Source organism: Achromobacter sp. RW408, assembly GCF_003184165.1.
Lineage (GTDB): Bacteria > Pseudomonadota > Gammaproteobacteria > Burkholderiales > Burkholderiaceae_B > Achromobacter > Achromobacter xylosoxidans.
On record NZ_QHHO01000049.1, the window covers coordinates 925,184 to 942,102 of the forward strand.

14 protein-coding genes are annotated in these 16,919 nt (G+C 64.9%); 9 read left to right on the forward strand and 5 right to left on the reverse strand.

Annotation, left to right across the window (positions count from 1 at the left end):
- Positions 1–99: 99 nt before the first annotated feature.
- The gene (locus DK459_RS23730) at positions 100–870 is read right to left on the reverse strand and encodes an SDR family oxidoreductase (protein ID WP_006388214.1); all 771 of its coding nucleotides are present in this window, start codon (positions 868–870) and stop codon (positions 100–102) included.
- 277 nt (positions 871–1,147) lie between these two features.
- Between DK459_RS23730 and DK459_RS23735 the strand changes: the two genes are divergently transcribed.
- The 5 genes from DK459_RS23735 to DK459_RS23755 all read left to right on the forward strand — a co-directional run bounded on the left by DK459_RS23735 (position 1,148) and on the right by DK459_RS23755 (position 6,179).
- A complete protein-coding gene (locus DK459_RS23735) occupies positions 1,148–1,873 on the forward strand; it encodes a c-type cytochrome (RefSeq protein WP_054444909.1) in 726 nt (241 codons plus the stop codon).
- 5 nt (positions 1,874–1,878) lie between these two features.
- Positions 1,879–2,799 (forward strand): c-type cytochrome, encoded by a 921-nt coding sequence (locus DK459_RS23740; RefSeq protein ID WP_054443556.1) that lies wholly within the window; start codon positions 1,879–1,881, stop codon positions 2,797–2,799.
- Between the two features lie 180 nt (positions 2,800–2,979).
- On the forward strand, positions 2,980–3,612 hold the full coding sequence (gmk, locus tag DK459_RS23745) for a guanylate kinase (protein WP_020927510.1): 633 nt from the start codon (positions 2,980–2,982) through the stop codon (positions 3,610–3,612).
- Positions 3,613–3,658: 46 nt separating this feature from the next.
- Positions 3,659–3,862 (forward strand): DNA-directed RNA polymerase subunit omega, encoded by a 204-nt coding sequence (gene rpoZ, locus DK459_RS23750; protein ID WP_006219679.1) that lies wholly within the window; start codon positions 3,659–3,661, stop codon positions 3,860–3,862.
- 22 nt (positions 3,863–3,884) lie between these two features.
- Positions 3,885–6,179, forward strand: a complete 2,295-nt coding sequence (locus DK459_RS23755; RefSeq protein WP_006388210.1) for a bifunctional (p)ppGpp synthetase/guanosine-3',5'-bis(diphosphate) 3'-pyrophosphohydrolase — start codon at positions 3,885–3,887, stop codon at positions 6,177–6,179.
- 135 nt (positions 6,180–6,314) lie between these two features.
- On the opposite strand, the gene glnQ is transcribed toward DK459_RS23755, so the two are convergent.
- From glnQ to glnH, 3 genes are all read right to left on the reverse strand, one after another.
- Entirely contained in the window at positions 6,315–7,043 is a 729-nt protein-coding gene (glnQ, locus tag DK459_RS23760) for a glutamine ABC transporter ATP-binding protein GlnQ (RefSeq protein ID WP_020927509.1), read from the reverse strand.
- Entirely contained in the window at positions 7,040–7,696 is a 657-nt protein-coding gene (gene glnP, locus DK459_RS23765; protein ID WP_035360348.1) for a glutamine ABC transporter permease GlnP, read from the reverse strand. The genes glnQ and glnP overlap by 4 nt, the downstream gene beginning before the upstream one ends.
- A gap of 166 nt (positions 7,697–7,862) precedes the next feature.
- Entirely contained in the window at positions 7,863–8,615 is a 753-nt protein-coding gene (glnH, locus tag DK459_RS23770) for a glutamine ABC transporter substrate-binding protein GlnH (RefSeq protein WP_020927507.1), read from the reverse strand.
- 165 nt (positions 8,616–8,780) lie between these two features.
- Between glnH and DK459_RS23775 the strand changes: the two genes are divergently transcribed.
- The 4 genes from DK459_RS23775 (at position 8,781) to DK459_RS23790 (ending at position 13,023) form a co-directional block, all read left to right on the forward strand.
- Positions 8,781–9,821, forward strand: coding sequence for a C45 family peptidase (locus tag DK459_RS23775; protein WP_054499489.1), 1,041 nt, complete (start codon positions 8,781–8,783; stop codon positions 9,819–9,821).
- 209 nt (positions 9,822–10,030) lie between these two features.
- Complete coding sequence (locus DK459_RS23780; protein WP_054499488.1) at positions 10,031–10,906, forward strand: hypothetical protein; 876 nt, start codon at positions 10,031–10,033, stop codon at positions 10,904–10,906.
- A gap of 849 nt (positions 10,907–11,755) precedes the next feature.
- Positions 11,756–12,331, forward strand: coding sequence for a hypothetical protein (locus DK459_RS23785; protein ID WP_054499487.1), 576 nt, complete (start codon positions 11,756–11,758; stop codon positions 12,329–12,331).
- Positions 12,328–13,023 (forward strand): C39 family peptidase, encoded by a 696-nt coding sequence (locus tag DK459_RS23790; protein ID WP_223203319.1) that lies wholly within the window; start codon positions 12,328–12,330, stop codon positions 13,021–13,023. The genes DK459_RS23785 and DK459_RS23790 overlap by 4 nt, the downstream gene beginning before the upstream one ends.
- A gap of 231 nt (positions 13,024–13,254) precedes the next feature.
- Here DK459_RS23790 and DK459_RS23800 read toward each other — a convergent pair whose 3' ends face one another.
- Positions 13,255–16,878: a hydantoinase B/oxoprolinase family protein gene (locus DK459_RS23800; RefSeq protein WP_110135105.1), complete on the reverse strand. Its 3,624-nt coding sequence runs from the start codon at positions 16,876–16,878 to the stop codon at positions 13,255–13,257.
- Positions 16,879–16,919: the final 41 nt, after the last annotated feature.

The following is a 16,919-nucleotide window of genomic DNA, read 5'->3' on the forward strand; positions in this document are numbered from 1 at the left end:
CGCGCTCCTTTTTGTTCAATGTGGAATGAAAAAACGCCCTTCAAGGCTTAACGACTGGTATTGGCCCGCGGCGTTTTTTTGTTGCCGGCGAAAATCCCTTCAGCCGCGCCCGACGAACGGCATGTTGGTCGCCATGATCGTCATGAACTGGACATTGGCGTCCAGCGGCAGGCGGGCCATGGCCGCGACGGCCTGCGCGACGTGGGCCACGTCCATGCGCGGCTCGACCTTGGTGCTGCCATCGGCCTGCAGGATGCCGGCGGCCATGCGTTCGGTCATGTCGGTGGCGGCATTGCCGATATCGATCTGGCCGCAGGCAATGTGGTACGGACGGCAATCCAGCGAGATCGACTTGGTCAGGCCCGTCACCGCGTGCTTGGTGGCGGTGTAGGCGATCGAGAACGGCCGCGGCGCGTGCGCCGAGATCGAGCCATTGTTGATGATGCGGCCGCCCTGCGGGGTCTGCGCCTTCATCACGCGGATCGCGGCCTGCGCGCACAGGAACATGCCGGTCAGGTTGGTATCGACCACCTCGCGCCAGAGCGCCACCGGCAGTTCCTCGATCGGCATTGCCGGCGCGCCGCGGCCCGCGTTATTGAACAGCACGTCCAGGCGCCCGTATTCGCGCTGGGTGGTGTCGAACAGCTCGCGCACCGCCTGCTCGTCGGACACGTCCGTGGGAACCACCAGGGCCCGCACACCATCCTCCCCCGCCGCCGTGCGCGTGGCCTCGAGCGGCTCGCGCCGACGACCGGCCAGCACCACGCGATAGCCTTGCGCCAGGAATTCCAGCGCCACCGCGCGGCCAATGCCGGTGCCGGCGCCGGTGACCAGCGCAACGCGGGGAGGGTCGATCTCGTTCGTGTGCATTGGATGCTCCTTGTTATCTGTCGGCGAAATGCTACCCGAATCATTCTGGCGATGGTGCAAGCGAACGTTCCATTCGCTACGCGCCGAGTGCGGCTGGGCAAGCACGGATCAGGAAACGAGCCGGCGAACGGATGCAGCGCCGTCGCGATTGCCGCCATCGCTGTTGCAAATTGAACGCGCGCAAAACCCCTGGCGGGCTTTGATCTGTCACAAATTTCCATATAATTTCTGGAAATTAACTTATTACCAAAATTCCAATAAATTTCGGAGTTTGATCATGGCATTACTGCCCTTTTCCACCGTCCGTTGGGCGGGCGCGCTGGCGCTGGGCGCCGGCGTGCTCGGTGCGCTGCCCGGTCCCGCGCAGGCCGCTCCCGATGGGCGCCAGATCAGCACACAGGGCGCCAACGGCGCGCCGGCCTGTATGACCTGTCACGGCGCCAACGGCGAAGGCAACCCCGCCGCCGGCTTTCCCCATCTGGCGGGCATGGGCGCCGCCTATCTTGCCGAACAGCTCGAAGCCATGGCCAACGGCTCGCGCGTGAGCCCGGTGATGGCCGCCACCGCCAAGGCGCTGGACCCCGCGCAGCGGCAAGCGGTGGCCGCCTATTACGCCGGCCTGCCGTCGCCGCTGAACATCGACCGATTGGCCGCCACGGCCCGGCATCCGGTCAAGCCCGACGATACCGGCGCCTGGCTGGCCACGCGCGGCGCCTGGGACAAGAACGTGCCAGCCTGCAATCAATGCCACGGCCCGGGCGGCATCGGCGTGGGCGCCAACTTTCCCAGCCTGGCCGGCCAGCCCGCCGCCTACATCGCGGGCCAGCTGCGCGCCTGGCGCCAGGGCCAGCGTCCGCCCGGCCCGCTCGGCCTGATGCCGGCCGTGGCCACCCGCCTGACCGACGCCGAGATCGACGCCGTGTCCGCCTACTACGCCGGCCTGCCCAAGGCCGCCGACCTGCTTGCCGCGCAAGCCAACACCGCCGCGGGAGCCAAGCAATGACCCCGATCCGTCACCGACTCGCTCATCTTCTGTTCGCCGCCGCGGCAACCAGCGCGTTGCTGTCGACCGGAGCGGCCGTGGCCGCCGATGCGCGCCCCGACTTCACGCCGCCCAGCGCCGCGTCGCTACCCGACAGCGAATTCGGCAAGATCGTGCGCCAGGGCGAGCAGATCTTCCTGCACACGCCGCAGAACGCCAGCAAATTCGTCGGCAACGACCTGAACTGCGCCAGTTGCCACCTGGACGCGGGCCGCCGCCCCGATTCCGCGCCGATGTGGGCAGCCTACGTGCTGTATCCGGCGTACCGCGCCAAGAACGGCCACGTCAACACGCTGGCCGAGCGCCTGCAAGGCTGTTTCCGCTTCAGCATGAACGGCAAGCCGCCCGCGGCCGACGACCCGGTGCTGACCGCCTTGCAGACCTATATGTTCTGGCTGGCGAGCAAGGCGCCCACCGGCGTCGCGCTCAAGGGCCAGGGCTACCTCAAGCTGCCCAAGCCGACCCAGAAGGCCGACTACGTGCGCGGCAGCGAGGTCTACGCCCAGTACTGTGCCGTCTGCCACGGCGCCGAGGGCAAGGGACAGAAGAACGGCGAGCACTGGGTATTCCCCGCGCTGTGGGGCCCGGATTCCTTCAACTGGGGCGCGGGCATGCACCAGATCGGCAACGCCGCCGGCTTCATCAAGGCCAACATGCCGCTGGGCCAGGCAGGCATGCTGAGCGACCAGGAAGCGTGGGACGTGGCCTACTTCATGAACGCCCACGAACGCCCCCAGGATCCGCGCTACACCGAATCGGTGGCCAAGACCCGCGCCAAGTACCACGACTCCGACGACTCGCTCTACGGCATCGAGGTGAACGGCCACCTGCTCGGCAGCGACGCGCCCGCGCCGGGCGGCAAGCTGACGCAGGCGGCGGCGCGCTGATCCGCTCTCGCGCGGCGGTCCCGCCACGGGCCGCCGTTCGGGGCCGCTTTCTTGCGGGGCCGCATCGCGCGCCCCCAACCCGCAGGTGGTTGGCATTGACGACGCGCGCAGGGTTTTCCCCCTGCCGCGCTGCGCGATTTGCTATTCTTCGGGTCTCGGCATCACACGCTCGTCACATTCATGCACGCCACTTCCGGCAATGTCTTCATGGTCGTCGCCCCCAGCGGGGCCGGCAAGTCCAGCCTGGTCAAGGCCTTGCTGCAGCAAGACCCGTCCATCCTCCTGTCCGTCTCCTGCACCACCCGCGCGCCGCGTCCCGGCGAGGAAGACGGCCGCGAATACCGCTTCATCGGCATCGACGAATTCAAGCAATTGCGCGACGAGCAGCGCCTGCTGGAGTGGGCCGAGGTCCATGGCAATTTCTACGGGACGCCGCGCGATCGCATCGACGAAGCCACCCGCGAGGGCCGCGACGTGCTGCTGGAAATCGATTGGCAAGGCGCGCGCCAGGTGCGCCAGCGCTTTCCCGGCGCGATCGGCATCTTCGTGCTGCCGCCTTCGATCGAGGAACTCGAAAGCCGGCTCAAGGCGCGCGGCCAGGATGCGCCGCAAGTGATCGCGCGCCGGCTGATGGCCGCGGGCGGCGAAATCGCGCACGCGCCTGAATGCGAATATGTTATTATTAATCAAGAATTTAGCGTGGCCTTGTCGGAACTGACTCAAATCGTCAGCGCCGCACGGCTGCGTTTTTCGTCTCAGGCCGTGCGCCACGCCGAATTGTTTGCGCAGCTCGGCATCCCGGCGGCGCACTGAAACGAAACCGCATTCTCCCTATCCACCATCAGCACCAGGTGTCCTAATGGCTCGCATTACCGTCGAAGACTGTCTGAACCAGATCCCCAACCGTTTCAAGCTCACGCTGGCCGCCACCTACCGCGCCCGCGAGCTGGCGCAAGGCCATGCCCCGCGCCTGGACAGCAAAGACAAGCCCACGGTCACTGCCCTGCGCGAAATCGCGGGCGGCCTCACCGGCGTGGAAATGCTGCGCAAAGTTCCCACCTGATCTTTTCCGGGGGGCGGCAAGCATGGCTTTTCCCGGGCTGAAGTACGCTTCATCAGGTCTGCTTGCCGCGCTACGTGCCGGCTCCCGTCTCGGGCGCCGCACGGGCAAGAAAGACAAGAATTCCCCCACGCCACCCTCCGTCGCCGCGCAAGAAGCGGCGGATGCGACCGCCTCGCCGGTCGCCTCGCTGGCGCCGCTGACCGAAATCATCGGCAGCTATCTCGACAAGAAAGATGTAGAACGCGTGCGCGAAGCCTATCGCTTCGCCGACCAGGCGCACCTGGGCCAGTTCCGCGCCAGCGGTTCGCCCTACATCTCGCACCCCATCGCCGTCACGGAAATCTGCGCGGGCTGGAAGCTCGACGCGAATGCGTTGTCCGCCGCCCTGCTGCACGACGTGATGGAAGACCAGGGCATCGCCAAGCACGAGCTGGCCGAGAAGTTCGGTCCTGAAGTCGCCGAGCTGGTCGATGGCCTGTCCAAGCTGGACCGCCTGGACTTCGCCACCAAGGCCGAGCAGCAGGCTGAAAGTTTCCGCAAGATGCTGCTGGCGATGGCGCGCGACGTGCGCGTCATCCTCATCAAGCTGGCCGACCGCCTGCACAACATGCGCACGCTGGACGCGGTCAACCCCGAGAAGCGCCGCCGCATCGCCCGCGAAACGCTGGACATCTACGCGCCCATCGCCCACCGGCTGGGCCTGAACCTGCTGTTCCGCGAACTGCAGGACCTGTGCTTCGCGGCCATGTACCCGAACCGCTACCAGGTGTTGTACAAGGCCGTGCTGGCCGCGCGCGGCAACCGCCGCGAGGTGATCGGCAAGATCGCCGACTCGGTCCGTGCCGCGCTGCCCGCCGCCGGCATCGAGGCCGAAGTCACCGGCCGCGAGAAGACGCTGTTCGGCATCTACCGCAAGATGGTCGACCAGAAGAAGTCGTTCTCGGACGTGCTCGACATCTATGGTTTCCGCGTCATCGTCCACACGCTGCCCGAGTGCTACCTGGCGCTGGGCACGCTGCACCAGCTGTACCGGCCGGTGCCCGGCAAGTTCAAGGACTACATCGCGATCCCCAAGGTCAACGGCTACCAGTCGCTGCACACGACGCTGGTGGGCCCCTACGGCACCCCGGTGGAATTCCAGTTCCGCACCCGCGACATGCATCACGTGGCCGAAGAAGGCGTGGCCTCGCACTGGCTGTACAAGGGCGCCGACCTGACGCTCAACGACCTGCAGAAGCGTACCCACCAGTGGCTGCAATCGCTGCTGGACATCCAGAGCCAGACCGGCGATTCGGGCGAATTCCTCGAACACGTCAAGGTCGACCTGTTCCCGGACGCCGTCTACGTCTTCACCCCGCGCGGCAAGATCATCTCGCTGCCGCGCGGCGCGACGCCGGTGGATTTCGCCTACGCCATCCATACCGACATCGGCAACCAGGCGGTGGCGGCCAAGGTCAACGGCGAGTTCGTGCCGCTGCGCACGGAACTGAACAGCGGCGACACGGTGGAGATCGTCACCTCCCCCGCTTCGCGCCCGAACGCGCAATGGCTCAACTACGTGCGCACCGGCCGCGCCCGTTCGGAAATCCGCCACTACCTGCGCACCGTCAAGTACGAGGAATCGGTGGCCTTCGGCGAGCGCCTGCTGGGCCAGGCCCTGCAGGAATTGCACATGCCGCTGCCGGCCACCGACGACCCGGCCTGGCAGAAGCTGGCGCGCAGCACCGGCGCCAGCTCACGCGAGGAAATCCTGGCCGACATCGGCCTGGGCAAGCGCCTGGCCGCCGTCGTGGCGCGCCGCTTCGCGCCCGAACACCAGCTGGTGGCCACCACCGCCGCGGCGGTGGACGAGCTGACCTCGGCGCGCAGCGCCCCGATCCTGATCCAGGGCAACGAAGGCCAGGCGGTGCAGTTGGCGCCGTGCTGCGGCCCGCTGCCCGGCGACCCGATCATCGCCGGCATGCGCATGGGCCATGGCCTGGTGGTGCACACCGCCGACTGCCCGGTGGCCATGCGCCAGCGCCTGCGCGAACCGGAACGCTGGATCAACGTCGCCTGGGACGCCCACACCGCCAAGCACCTGGCCACGCGCCTGGACATCGTCACGCGCAACGAGCGCGGCGTGCTGGGCCGGCTGGCCGCCGAAGTCACGGCGGCCGACGCCAACATCATGCATGTGACCATGCACGATGACGCGGTCTCGACGGTGTCGCTGCACCTGACCATCCAGGTGGACAGCCGCAAGCACCTGGCGCAGGTGATCCGCGCCATCCGCCACGTGCCGCAAGTGCAGAAGATCGTGCGCGTGAAGGGCTGAGGGGAAGGCCCCACCCCCGAAGCGCTGCGCGCTTCCCCCTCAAGGGGGCATGTCTACGGACCGGCGGAGCCGGATCCGTGACATCCCGCTTGGGGCGCTCTCATTCCGGCCTTTGAAGCGTGGGGCGATCCGCGCTCAGGCCACGTGCTGCAGGAAGTCCTTCAGGCGCTGGCTGGGCGGATTGTCCAGCAGTTCGGCTGGCGGACCGTCATGCGCGATCTTGCCGGCGTCGATGAAGATCAGGCGGCTGCCGACCTTGCGCGCGAATTCCATTTCGTGCGTGACCACCACCATGGTCATGCCCTCCTCGGCCAGGTCGCGCATCACCTTCAGCACCTCGTGGCGCAGTTCCGGATCGAGCGCCGAAGTCGGCTCGTCGAACAGCATCAGCTTGGGCTTGATCGCCAACGCGCGGGCGATCGCCACGCGCTGCTGCTGGCCGCCGGACAGTTCGGATGGGTAGTGGTTCATGCGCTCGGCCAGCCCGACCTTGCCCAGCAGTTGCTCGGCCAGTTCGCGCGCCTCGTCGCGGCTCTGTCCGCGCGTGTGCACCGGCCCGAACATGACGTTCTGCAGCGCGGTCATCTGCGGGAACAGATTGAACTGCTGGAACACCATGCCGGCCTCGCGCCGGATCTCGCGCACCTGGGCGGCGCCGCCGTGCACGCTCAGGCCGTCGACCAGCAGATCGCCGCCGTTGATCGTTTCGAGCACATTGATGCACCGCAGGAAGGTGGACTTGCCGGAGCCGGACGGCCCCACCACCACGACCACCTCGCCCGCGTCGATGTTGAGCGAGATGCCGTCCAGCACCGTGGACGCGCCGAACGTCTTGGTGACGTCATGAAATTCAACCATGCTCATAGTATGCGCATCCTTTTTTCCACCAGGTGCAGGATCAGCGCCATCGTGCCCGTCAGGATCAGGTAGACGATGGCGATCGCCGACCAGATCTCGACCGCGCGGAAGTTGCTGGCCATGATCTCCTGGCCCTGGCGGGTCAGTTCCGCGACGCCGATCACGATGAATAGCGACGAATCCTTCAGGCTGATGATGCACTGGTTGCCCAGCGGCGGAATCATGCGGCGGAACGCCACCGGCCCGATGATGTGGAACAGGATCTTGTGAAACGGCAGGCCCATCGCCTGCCCGGCTTCCTTCAGGCCCTTGTGGACCGACAGCAGCGAGCCGCGCACGATCTCGGAAATATAGGCGCCTGAATTGATGATGAGCGTGACGATGGCCGCCCACTCGGCGTCCACCCGGATGTTCGCCAAGAGCGGCAAGGCGAAATAAATGAACATCACCTGCACCACGATCGGCGTGCCGCGGATCACCGCGACATACACCTGGGCGATGCCCGACAGTATCGGATGCCCGTAGGCCCGGGTCACGCCGGAGAGCGCGCCCAGCAGGAACCCGCCGAACAGGCCCCAGAAAGTGATCTTGATGGTCATCTGCGTGCCCACCCACAGGTTGGGCAGCGCATCCATCACTACATTCCAGTCAAAATCCACGATTACCCCTCAATGGCGCGCCCGCGCGCCGCATCATGGCGGAAACGCCCGGCGACGCAAGCGACTCGGGGCCGCCCCGTCCCGGGCCCGGCGTCGCCGGAGCGAAGCGCCGGGGCCCCAGACTGCCGGGCGGCCCCGAAATGCAACATCAATCCGGCGGAAAAGCTCAGGGCTTCTTGCCGAACCACTTCTCGTAGATGGCGTCGTACTGGCCGTTGGACTTGAGCGTGGCCAGGGCCTTGTTGACCTGCGGCACCAGTTCGCTGCCCTTGGGGAAGGCGATGCCGTAGAAGTCGCCGCTCTTGACCGAGCCGACCACCTTGACGCGGCCCTTGCCGGCCGTGTTGGCGTAGTACTGGACGTTGGGCGTGTCGTGCACGGCGGCGTCGACCCGGCCGGTGGCCAGTTCCAGGTAGGCGTTGTCGATGTTGGGGAACAGCTTGAGCTTGGCGTCCGGCACCTGGGCCTTCAGGAAGTCCACGGTGGCCGTGCCCGTCTTGACCGCGACGGTCTTGCCGGCCAGCGACTTGGCGTCCTTGATGTCGGTGTTCTTTTCGCCGACCAGGATGGCCAGGCCGCTTTCGTAGTAGGGATCGGAGAAGTCGATCACCTTCTTGCGGTCATCGCGGATGGTGATGCCGGCCAGCGCCACGTCGATGTTCTTGGTCTGCAGGCCGGGGATGATGCCGTTGAAGTCCATCGGCTGCAGCTTGTACTTGACGTTCAGTTCCTTGGCGATGGCCGCCCACAGGTCCACGTCGAAGCCGGTATAGGTGTTGCCCTGCTTGAACTCGAACGGCACGAACGCCGTGTCGGTGGCCACCACCAATTCCTTGCCTTGGGCGTAGGCGCCGGAGGCGGCGCCGAACATGGCCACGGACAGGCCGACCAAGGCGGCGGCGACTTTACGTTTAATCATGAAACTCTCCTCTTGGGGCCGATAGCACCCGGGGTTGTAGTTAGGACATGATGCGCGGGCCACACCGGGATCGCCGGAGCAACTTACGGGGAATCTTAACGCATCCGTCCCCACCGGACAGAGCTTAGAAAAATTACAATCCGCATGACACCCCGGAGAATCCCCATGCCCTACAAGTATGTACGCATCGCCGGCAACCGGCGCCAGGTCGGCGTGGCGCTAGGCAAGCTGGCCCGCCCGCTGATGGCGACCTACCTGGACCAGAGCGCCACCTGGAAGGCGCTGCGCCCCTGGCGCGGCCACCCCTACGTGGCGGAACTGGGCGAGCAGGCGCGCGCCGCGCTGCCGGCGGTCTGGGAGGAACTGGAGGGGCTGGCCGAAGGACTGGGCCTGCCGCTGGCCGACGTGCTGCTGTGGAATTGCCGCGGCGACCTGCTGCACAGCAGCGGCAGCGGCGACGGCTGCACGTCGGTGGCGCTGAAGGCGGCCGACGGCACCCGCTGGATCGGCCACAACGAGGACGGCGATCCGTTCCTGTACGGCCGCTGCCATCTGGTCGACGTGGCGCTGGACGACGCGCCCGGCTACCTGAGCTTCTATTACCCGGGTTCCCTGCCCGGCCACACCTTCGGGGCCAATCGCGCCGGCCTGGTGCAGACCATCAACAACCTGCGCACGCGCCTGCGCCAGCCCGGCGTGCCGCGCATGCTGCTAGCGCGCGCGGTGCTCGACTGCGCCACCCTGGACGAGGCCGTGGCGTTGCTGCGCGACGCGCCGCGCGCCGGCGGCTTCCACCATACGCTGGGCTCGGCCGCCGATGCCCGCGTCTTCAGCGTCGAGGCGTCGCCCGGCGCCGCGTCGGTCCTGGAGATCGGCACCCGCTACGGCCATGCCAACCACATGGTGCACCAGGCCAGCCGCGGCCAGACGCAGATCATCACCGACTCGTCGCGCGAGCGCCAGCGCCGCATCGAGGGCATCGTCGACACCTGGTCGCCCGCCACCGTCGGCGCCGACCTGCTGACGGCGTTGCATGACACCGAGGGCGAACTGCCGATCCTGCGCACCGATCCCAAGGACCCGGACGGCGAAAACACGCTCGCCACCGCGATCTTCGAGATCGGCGATGGCGAGGTGACGCTGCGGGTCTACGACCGCAAGCCGAAGGCGGACATCGTGCTGGATGTGATGAACGATCCGGAGTAGGAATACTTGCGCGCAGAACCGCGCGCAAGTATTAGCAATGCACTGAGATGCTAGCCAACGAATGTCAGGGGGCCCTCTCCCTCACGACGGTTCTTGGTATACACGGCATGCAGGTGACCTCGCGCAATTCCGGCAAATCCCGGACCAAGCCCAATCGAAAAATACCGCGACCAAAAATAGAATGAGACTCAATATTATTTGAGAGTCTCATGCGTATTTCGCGCCTTTGTGCCAGCCTAATTTTAGCTATCCCCCTCCCAGCGTGGGCTGAGTTGCCTCTTACGGTGGAGAACCTGATCACCGACGCGGGAAAGCTCAGGATGGAATTATCGTTGGCCTACGCCAACACAGACCGCGCTGGCATATCAATCGGCGAACCGATTATTGTCCAGACGGGGCCGACGTCATTCATCACCGTGCCCACCTCGCTCGGAGAGAGTCTCGGTAATAGCGACACCGTGGTAGGCACACTCGGCCTGCGATACGGCCTGACAACAGACACCGAGCTATACGCCCGAATAAGCGGCCTCTCATCAAACCAACGCAATAGCGGTGTCGACGGCACAACCACCAGCAGCGAGTCGAGATTCGTCGATGCTTGGGTAGGCATCAACTATCAATTCAAGCAAGACGACGACGGTCCTGCCGTACTCGGATTTGCGGAAATCGCTTTACGGGAAAAGCACAGGCAAGGCAGCGCCAGCCTCAAGTCGGCCATGCTAGGCGTCACCGCCTACCACGCGATCGACCCAATCTTATTCTCATTGACGGCCGCCTATCAGTTCAACCGAGCCCGTGCAGATGGTTCTTACCGATACCAGCCTGGCAACTTGCTATTGCTCAACCCGTCGGTAGGCTTTGCCGTCAACGACCGCGTGACACTGACCACCGGCGCGCAATGGACATATCGGCAGGCCGATCGGCTGGACGGTCATAGCCAAGGTATCAATCGCACCTCGACTGATCTATTACTTGGCGCCGGTTACGGCCTCACAAGCGATAGCACACTGACCACCACCCTAAAAGCCAATGTATCGGGCCGCAGCGGTTCGGAGCTGCGAGCCAACTGGCTGTATACATTTTGATTTTGGGTGTGATCGTAAGAAAAAGGGCGGCAAGCCGCCCAAAAAATTGCCGGTGACGCAAACACCGTCAATAGGTGCCTTGAGAGTCTATTTCAAGGCTGGTTGTAGTTCCTAGAGAGTCTATATGAAACAGTTAACACGCTTAGCGCTAATACTACTAACCGCCGGCCTTCTGTCATCGCAGGTATATGCCAGCTCACCGCAGACACGCGGACCGATTGCAGTTTTCAATCAGACCGATATAAATTTGATGTTCGAACCTTCGAATAGCCCAATGCAACTGGCGACGTTGTCACAGCAGGAAATGAAAGAGACAGAGGGTGCATGGTGGCGGTACTACATGTATTTTTATGCCCCTCGTCTTTCTGCTGCCGGATGGTCGGTCTATCAAGCCGCGCCATATATGCGGTTCTACCATTTCCGCAACCTTGTTGAGTATTACTGGCACAGACGATAACAACCGGAGCACCATCTTACAGTCGCCAAGGTAGCCATAGTCGCCTTGGCGACCTCAAAACGGAGCAAAGCTTGGAGCCACATGAGTAAAAAAATCCGTAACTATTTTCGTTCGATAAAGTGGAGCGACCCTGGCACTATTTTTTTCGTATGTGAATTCATCCCCTTCCTGTTATTTGTGATTGCCATACTATTAGTGGGTGTTCTAGCAATTCGAGATTGGCTATCTCTTTGAATCACCCTGATCAGAACGCTATGCCACCACAACGTTGAATTATTACGATCAAGCGCTCCAGACAGCAACGCATCTGTCAGTTGCTGCGGTTACCACTATGCACCCCAAACGTTCTGACAGACGCCATCAATCACGGTGCATTTAAGCGACAAGCCCCAATGATCGCCTCTTCCCTCTCCCTCTTTTGCCTGAGCGGACTGCCCTTCTCGCGGTTCGATTTCCCTCGCTGGCGATCCGCGCTAGCCATCACGATCCTCGGTTTGGCAGGCGGTTTGATTTCCGGGGTGCTGCCCCCAGAATCGAATTGGCCTGCGGTCCCCATGTGGGTAACCCTATGCGGAGCAATAATCTCCACCTGGGCCGCCTTTCTTATCATCGTCTGCGCATTGCGAGCCTGGATGAAACGCGATGGCCGATGGGATGGCCAAGGCAATCTATTCAACCTGGTGGCCACCTCTTGGCTCCTGGCCGACCTGCTCGGTATCGGCCTGGCCGCCATGGGTGTGTCCCTGCTCGCTACGCTGCTGTTGTGGCTATATTCAGTGTGGGTCGGGGCCAATGCCCTCTCGAGCGCGATCCCCAAAGCCAGTATCGGCTACAGCATCGGCGGCATTGCGATCGGTCTGATTCCAGCCATCTTGGTCACAATACTTGTGTATACGGCGCTTGGCGTCATCCTGGCCATGTTGGGAATGGCTTTGCCGCTCCCGCCCCTCGTCATCCCGGCGCAATGAACCAGACATATTTCATCATGCCGCGGCTTCTCGCCGTTGCCGCGCTGGCAGCGGCCAACGCTGTTGCGGCCGGCGCGTCGAGCAATGCCATTCTTCCCGGCCCGGTAGGCGTTCTGCTCCTGACGCACTCCAGCCATGGAATCGTTCCGGTAAGAAGCTGGAAACATTTGCGCGACGACCGGATAGTCAAGCAGGATCTGGACTACTCTTGCGGCGCCGCATCTCTCGCCACCCTACTCGACAGCCACTATGGTCAGGCAATCACCGAAGAACAACTTCTTAAGGCCATGGACAAGACCGATGGAAGAGCCAGCTTCGAGGACATGACAAATGCTCTCGCCCAGTTCGGCTTCAAGGCTCAAGGCTTTGCCGCGAGTTTTGACCAATTGGCCCGGCTTAGAATGCCAGTCATCGTTTACATGAAGCACCGCAAGGACGACCACTTCAGCGTCTTGCGAGGCATCAACGGAGACACCGTATGGCTGGCGGATCCATCGATGGGCAATCGTACATTCAGTCGTACACAGTTTGAATCTATGTGGAATGTGAGGGGAGAGGCGCTTTCAGGGAAATTCTTGGCGGTGTTACCGATTGACCCCGAGACAACAGCTGCAAACACTTTTTTTTCCAAGGCGCCTCGCCGTCAAACCGCCAATACAGTCAAGCAACTGACGATTCATCCGATACCCTAAGCAGTTCGTAACGATACAGAAGCCTGCCGATCCTGCGCACGGATGCCGAGGACCCGGACGGCAAAAACATGCTCGCCACCGCGATCTTCGAGATCGGCGATAGCGAGGTGACGTTGCGAGTCCATGACCACAAGGCCAAGGCGGAGATCGTGCTAGATGTGATGAACGATCCGGAGTGACGGAGCGACCCGTGATGACTATCCCGGATCGCCCCGCCCTCACGCCACCGACTCAACGAGCGCCGTAGCCCCCGCCTCCCGGCGTTTCCACCACGAACACGTCGCCCGGATGCAACTGGGCGCTGTCCTGCGGACCAAGCTCCTCGATCGAGCCGTCCAGCCTTTCGATGTAGTTGCGGCCCATCGCGCCCGGTCCGCCGCCGGCCAGACCGAATGGCGCGTGCAGGCGGTTGTTGGACAGGATCGCGGCGGTCATGTCTTCCAGGAAGCGGATGCGGCGCACGCCGCCGTTGCCGCCCGGATAGCGCCCCGCCCCGCCCGAGCCGTGACGGATCTCGTACGACTCCAGCCGCACCGGGAAGCGGAACTCCAGCACTTCGGGGTCGGTGAGGCGCGAGTTGGTCATGTGCGCCTGCACCACCGAAGTGCCGGGGAAGCCTTCGTCGTGGGGACCGGCGGCATCGATGCGCACGGGACCGGCGCCCGTACCGCCCGAGATGGTCTCGTAGTACTGGTGGCGCGCGTTGCCGAAGGTGAAGTTGTTCATGGTGCCCTGGCTGGCGGCCAGCACGCCGAGCGCGCCATACAGCGCGTTGACGATGCACATGGACGTTTCGACGTTGCCCGCCACCACCGAGGCCGGCGGGTTCGGGCGCAGCATCGAGCCTTCCGGCAGGATGATCGACAGCGGCACCAGGCAGCCGTCGTTCAGCGGGATGTCGTCGTTGACCAGGGTGCGGAACACGTACAGCACCGCGGCCACGGCGATGGCGCCCGGGGCGTTGAAGTTGTTGTCCAGCTGGTCCGACGTGCCGGTGAAGTCGACCACGGCGCTGCGCGCCTGGTTGTCCACCCGCACCGCGACGCGGATGACCGCGCCGTTGTCCAGCGGATACTCGTAGCTGCCGTCCTTGAGCACCGAGATCACGCGGCGCACCGCCTCTTCGGCGTTGTCCTGCACGTGGCCCATGTAGGCGCGCACCACGTCCAGGCCGAAGTGATCGCACATGCGCAGCAGTTCCTGCACGCCCTTTTCGTTGGCGGCGATCTGCGCGTGCATGTCGGCGATGTTCTGGTCCGGGTTGCGCGCCGGCCAGCGGCCGGAGCCGAGGATGTCGCGCGCGGCCTGTTCGCGGAACTCGCCGCCCTTGACCAGCTGGAAGTTGGTGAACAGCACGCCTTCGTCTTCGACCGTCTTCGAATCGGGCGGCATCGAGCCCGGGGTGGTGCCGCCGATATCCGCATGGTGGCCGCGCGAGCCGACGTAGAACAGGATCTCGTTGCCCTTGCGGTCGAACACCGGCGTGATCACCGTGACGTCCGGCAGGTGGGTGCCGCCGTGGTACGGGTCGTTGACCACGTAGGCGTCGCCCGGCTGCATGCGGCCGGCGTTGGCGTTCATCACGGTGCGCACCGATTCGCCCATGGAGCCCAGGTGCACCGGCATGTGCGGCGCGTTGGCGATCAGGCGCGCCTGGGCATCGAAGATGGCGCAGGAGAAGTCCAGGCGTTCCTTGATGTTGACCGAGTACGCCGTGTTCTGCAGGCGGTAGCCCATCTGCTCGGCGATCGACATGAACAGGTTGTTGAACACCTCCAGCATCACGGGGTCGGCCTGGGTGCCGACGGCGCGCCGCTGCGGGCGGGCCTCGACGCGGCGGATCACGAAGTGGTCCTGTTGCGTCAGCTCGGCCTGCCAGCCGGGCTCGACCACGGTGGTCTGGTTCGGCTCGGAGATGATGGCGGGGCCCGCCACCAGGTCGCCGCCAGCCATGTCTTCACGCACGTACAACGGCGTGTCGCGCCAGGCGCCGCCGCTGTACATGCGCACCGCGCGGCGTGGCGCCAGCGCGCCATCGCGGCTGCGCGAAGCGGGCGTCTCGGTGACGCGCTCGCCACCGCCGGTGGCTTCCACCGAGATGGTCTCCACCACCAGTTCTCGGTTGGGCATGAGGAAGGAATAGCGCTGGCGATAGGCCGCCTCGAAGTCCTTGCGGGCCTGGTCCAGGTCCGAATACGGCACTTCGAGCGCGGTGTCGGTGCCGCGGTACTTCAGGTGCAGGCGGCGTTGCACGCCGATGTCGCTATCGGCCACGTGCTGGCGGCGCAGTTCGCCCACGGCCTGCTCGGCCAGCGCGTCCAGTTCGCCTTGCAGTTCGGCCATCAGCGCGGCGTCGAGCGTTTTCTCGACGGTCTTCTGGCGCATGTCGGTCTGGTCGGCCAGGCCCATGCCGTAGGCCGACAGCACGCCGCCCAGCGGGTGCGCGAAGACCGTGGTCATGCCGAGCGCGTCGGCCACCAGGCAGGCGTGCTGGCCGCCGGCGCCGCCGAACACGGTCAGCGCGTATTCGGTGACGTCGTGGCCGCGTTGCACCGAGATGCGCTTGATGGCTTCGGCCATGTTGCCGACGGCGATTTCCAGGAAGCCTTCGGCCAGCTGTTCCGGCGTCATGTCGCGGCCGGTGGCGGCGCGGACCTCGTCGGCCATGGCCTCAAAGCGCTGCACGACGGCGTCGCGGTCCAGCGCTTCGTCGGCGTCGGGACCGAACACCTTGGGGAAGAAATCGGGCTGGATCTTGCCGAGCAGCACGTTGCAGTCGGTCACGGCCAGCGGCCCGCCGCGGCGGTAGCAGGCGGGGCCGGGGTTGGCGCCGGCCGAATCCGGGCCGACGCGCAGGCGCGCGCCGTCGAAATGCAGGATCGAACCGCCGCCGGCCGCGACCGTGTGGATGCTCATCATGGGCGCGCGCATGCGCACGCCGGCCACCAGGGTCTCGAACTCGCGCTCGAATTCGCCGGCGTAGTGCGACACGTCGGTGGAGGTGCCGCCCATGTCGAAGCCGATGATCTTGTCGAAACCGGCCTGCTCGCTGGTGCGCACCATGCCGACGATGCCGCCGGCCGGGCCGGACAGGATGGCGTCCTTGCCGCGGAAGCGGTGCGCGTCGGTCAGGCCGCCGCTCGATTGCATGAACATCAGGCGGATGCCGGGCAGTTCGCCGGCCACCTGGTCGACATAGCGCTTGAGGATGGGCGACAGGTAGGCGTCGACCACGGTGGTGTCGCCGCGCGAGACGTACTTGATCAGCGGGCTGACCTCGTGCGAGGCCGACACCTGGGTGAAGCCGATCTCGCGCGCGATGCGGGCGGCGCGCTGCTCGTGGCCGGTAGCGTGCCAGGCGTGCATGAAGACGATGGCGACGGTGCGGATGCCGCTGTCGTAGGCCGCCTGCATGTCACGGCGCAGCGCGGCCTCGTCCAGGTCGCGGATCACTTCGCCGTCGGCGGCGACGCGCTCGTCGGCCTCGACCACGGCTTCGTAGAGCATTTCCGGCAGCAGCACGTTGCGGTCGAACAGGCGCGGACGGTTCTGGTAGGCAATGCGCAGGCCGTCGCGGAAACCGCGCGTGGTCACCAGCAGCGTGCGTTCGCCCTTGCGTTCGAGCAGCGCGTTGGTGGCGACCGTGGTGCCCATCTTGACGCATTCGACCTGCTCGGCCGGCACCGGCTGGCCGGGCGCGATGCCCAGCAGCTTGCGGATGCCCGCCACCGCCGCGTCGCGGTACTGCTCGGGATTTTCCGACAGCATCTTCGCGGTGGTGGTGGTGCCGTCGGGGCGACGCGCCACGATGTCGGTGAAGGTGCCCCCACGATCAATCCAGAATTGCCACTTCATAACTATCCTCGGGTACAAGAAGCCGCCACGGCGCTGCCGGC

Bases quoted from the DNA above. Each gene is read 5' to 3' on its own strand.
- DK459_RS23790 (WP_223203319.1), top strand. From the start codon at position 12,328: ATGAACCAGACATATTTCATCATGCCGCGGCTTCTCGCCGTTGCCGCG.
- rpoZ (WP_006219679.1), top strand. From the start codon at position 3,659: ATGGCTCGCATTACCGTCGAAGACTGTCTGAACCAGATCCCCAACCGT.
- DK459_RS23785 (WP_054499487.1), top strand. From the start codon at position 11,756: ATGATCGCCTCTTCCCTCTCCCTCTTTTGCCTGAGCGGACTGCCCTTC.
- DK459_RS23800 (WP_110135105.1), bottom strand. From the start codon at position 16,878: ATGAAGTGGCAATTCTGGATTGATCGTGGGGGCACCTTCACCGACATC.
- gmk (WP_020927510.1), top strand. From the start codon at position 2,980: ATGCACGCCACTTCCGGCAATGTCTTCATGGTCGTCGCCCCCAGCGGG.
- glnQ (WP_020927509.1), bottom strand. From the start codon at position 7,043: ATGAGCATGGTTGAATTTCATGACGTCACCAAGACGTTCGGCGCGTCC.
- DK459_RS23775 (WP_054499489.1), top strand. From the start codon at position 8,781: ATGCCCTACAAGTATGTACGCATCGCCGGCAACCGGCGCCAGGTCGGC.
- DK459_RS23780 (WP_054499488.1), top strand. From the start codon at position 10,031: ATGCGTATTTCGCGCCTTTGTGCCAGCCTAATTTTAGCTATCCCCCTC.
- DK459_RS23730 (WP_006388214.1), bottom strand. From the start codon at position 870: ATGCACACGAACGAGATCGACCCTCCCCGCGTTGCGCTGGTCACCGGC.
- DK459_RS23735 (WP_054444909.1), top strand. From the start codon at position 1,148: ATGGCATTACTGCCCTTTTCCACCGTCCGTTGGGCGGGCGCGCTGGCG.
- glnH (WP_020927507.1), bottom strand. From the start codon at position 8,615: ATGATTAAACGTAAAGTCGCCGCCGCCTTGGTCGGCCTGTCCGTGGCC.
- DK459_RS23755 (WP_006388210.1), top strand. From the start codon at position 3,885: ATGGCTTTTCCCGGGCTGAAGTACGCTTCATCAGGTCTGCTTGCCGCG.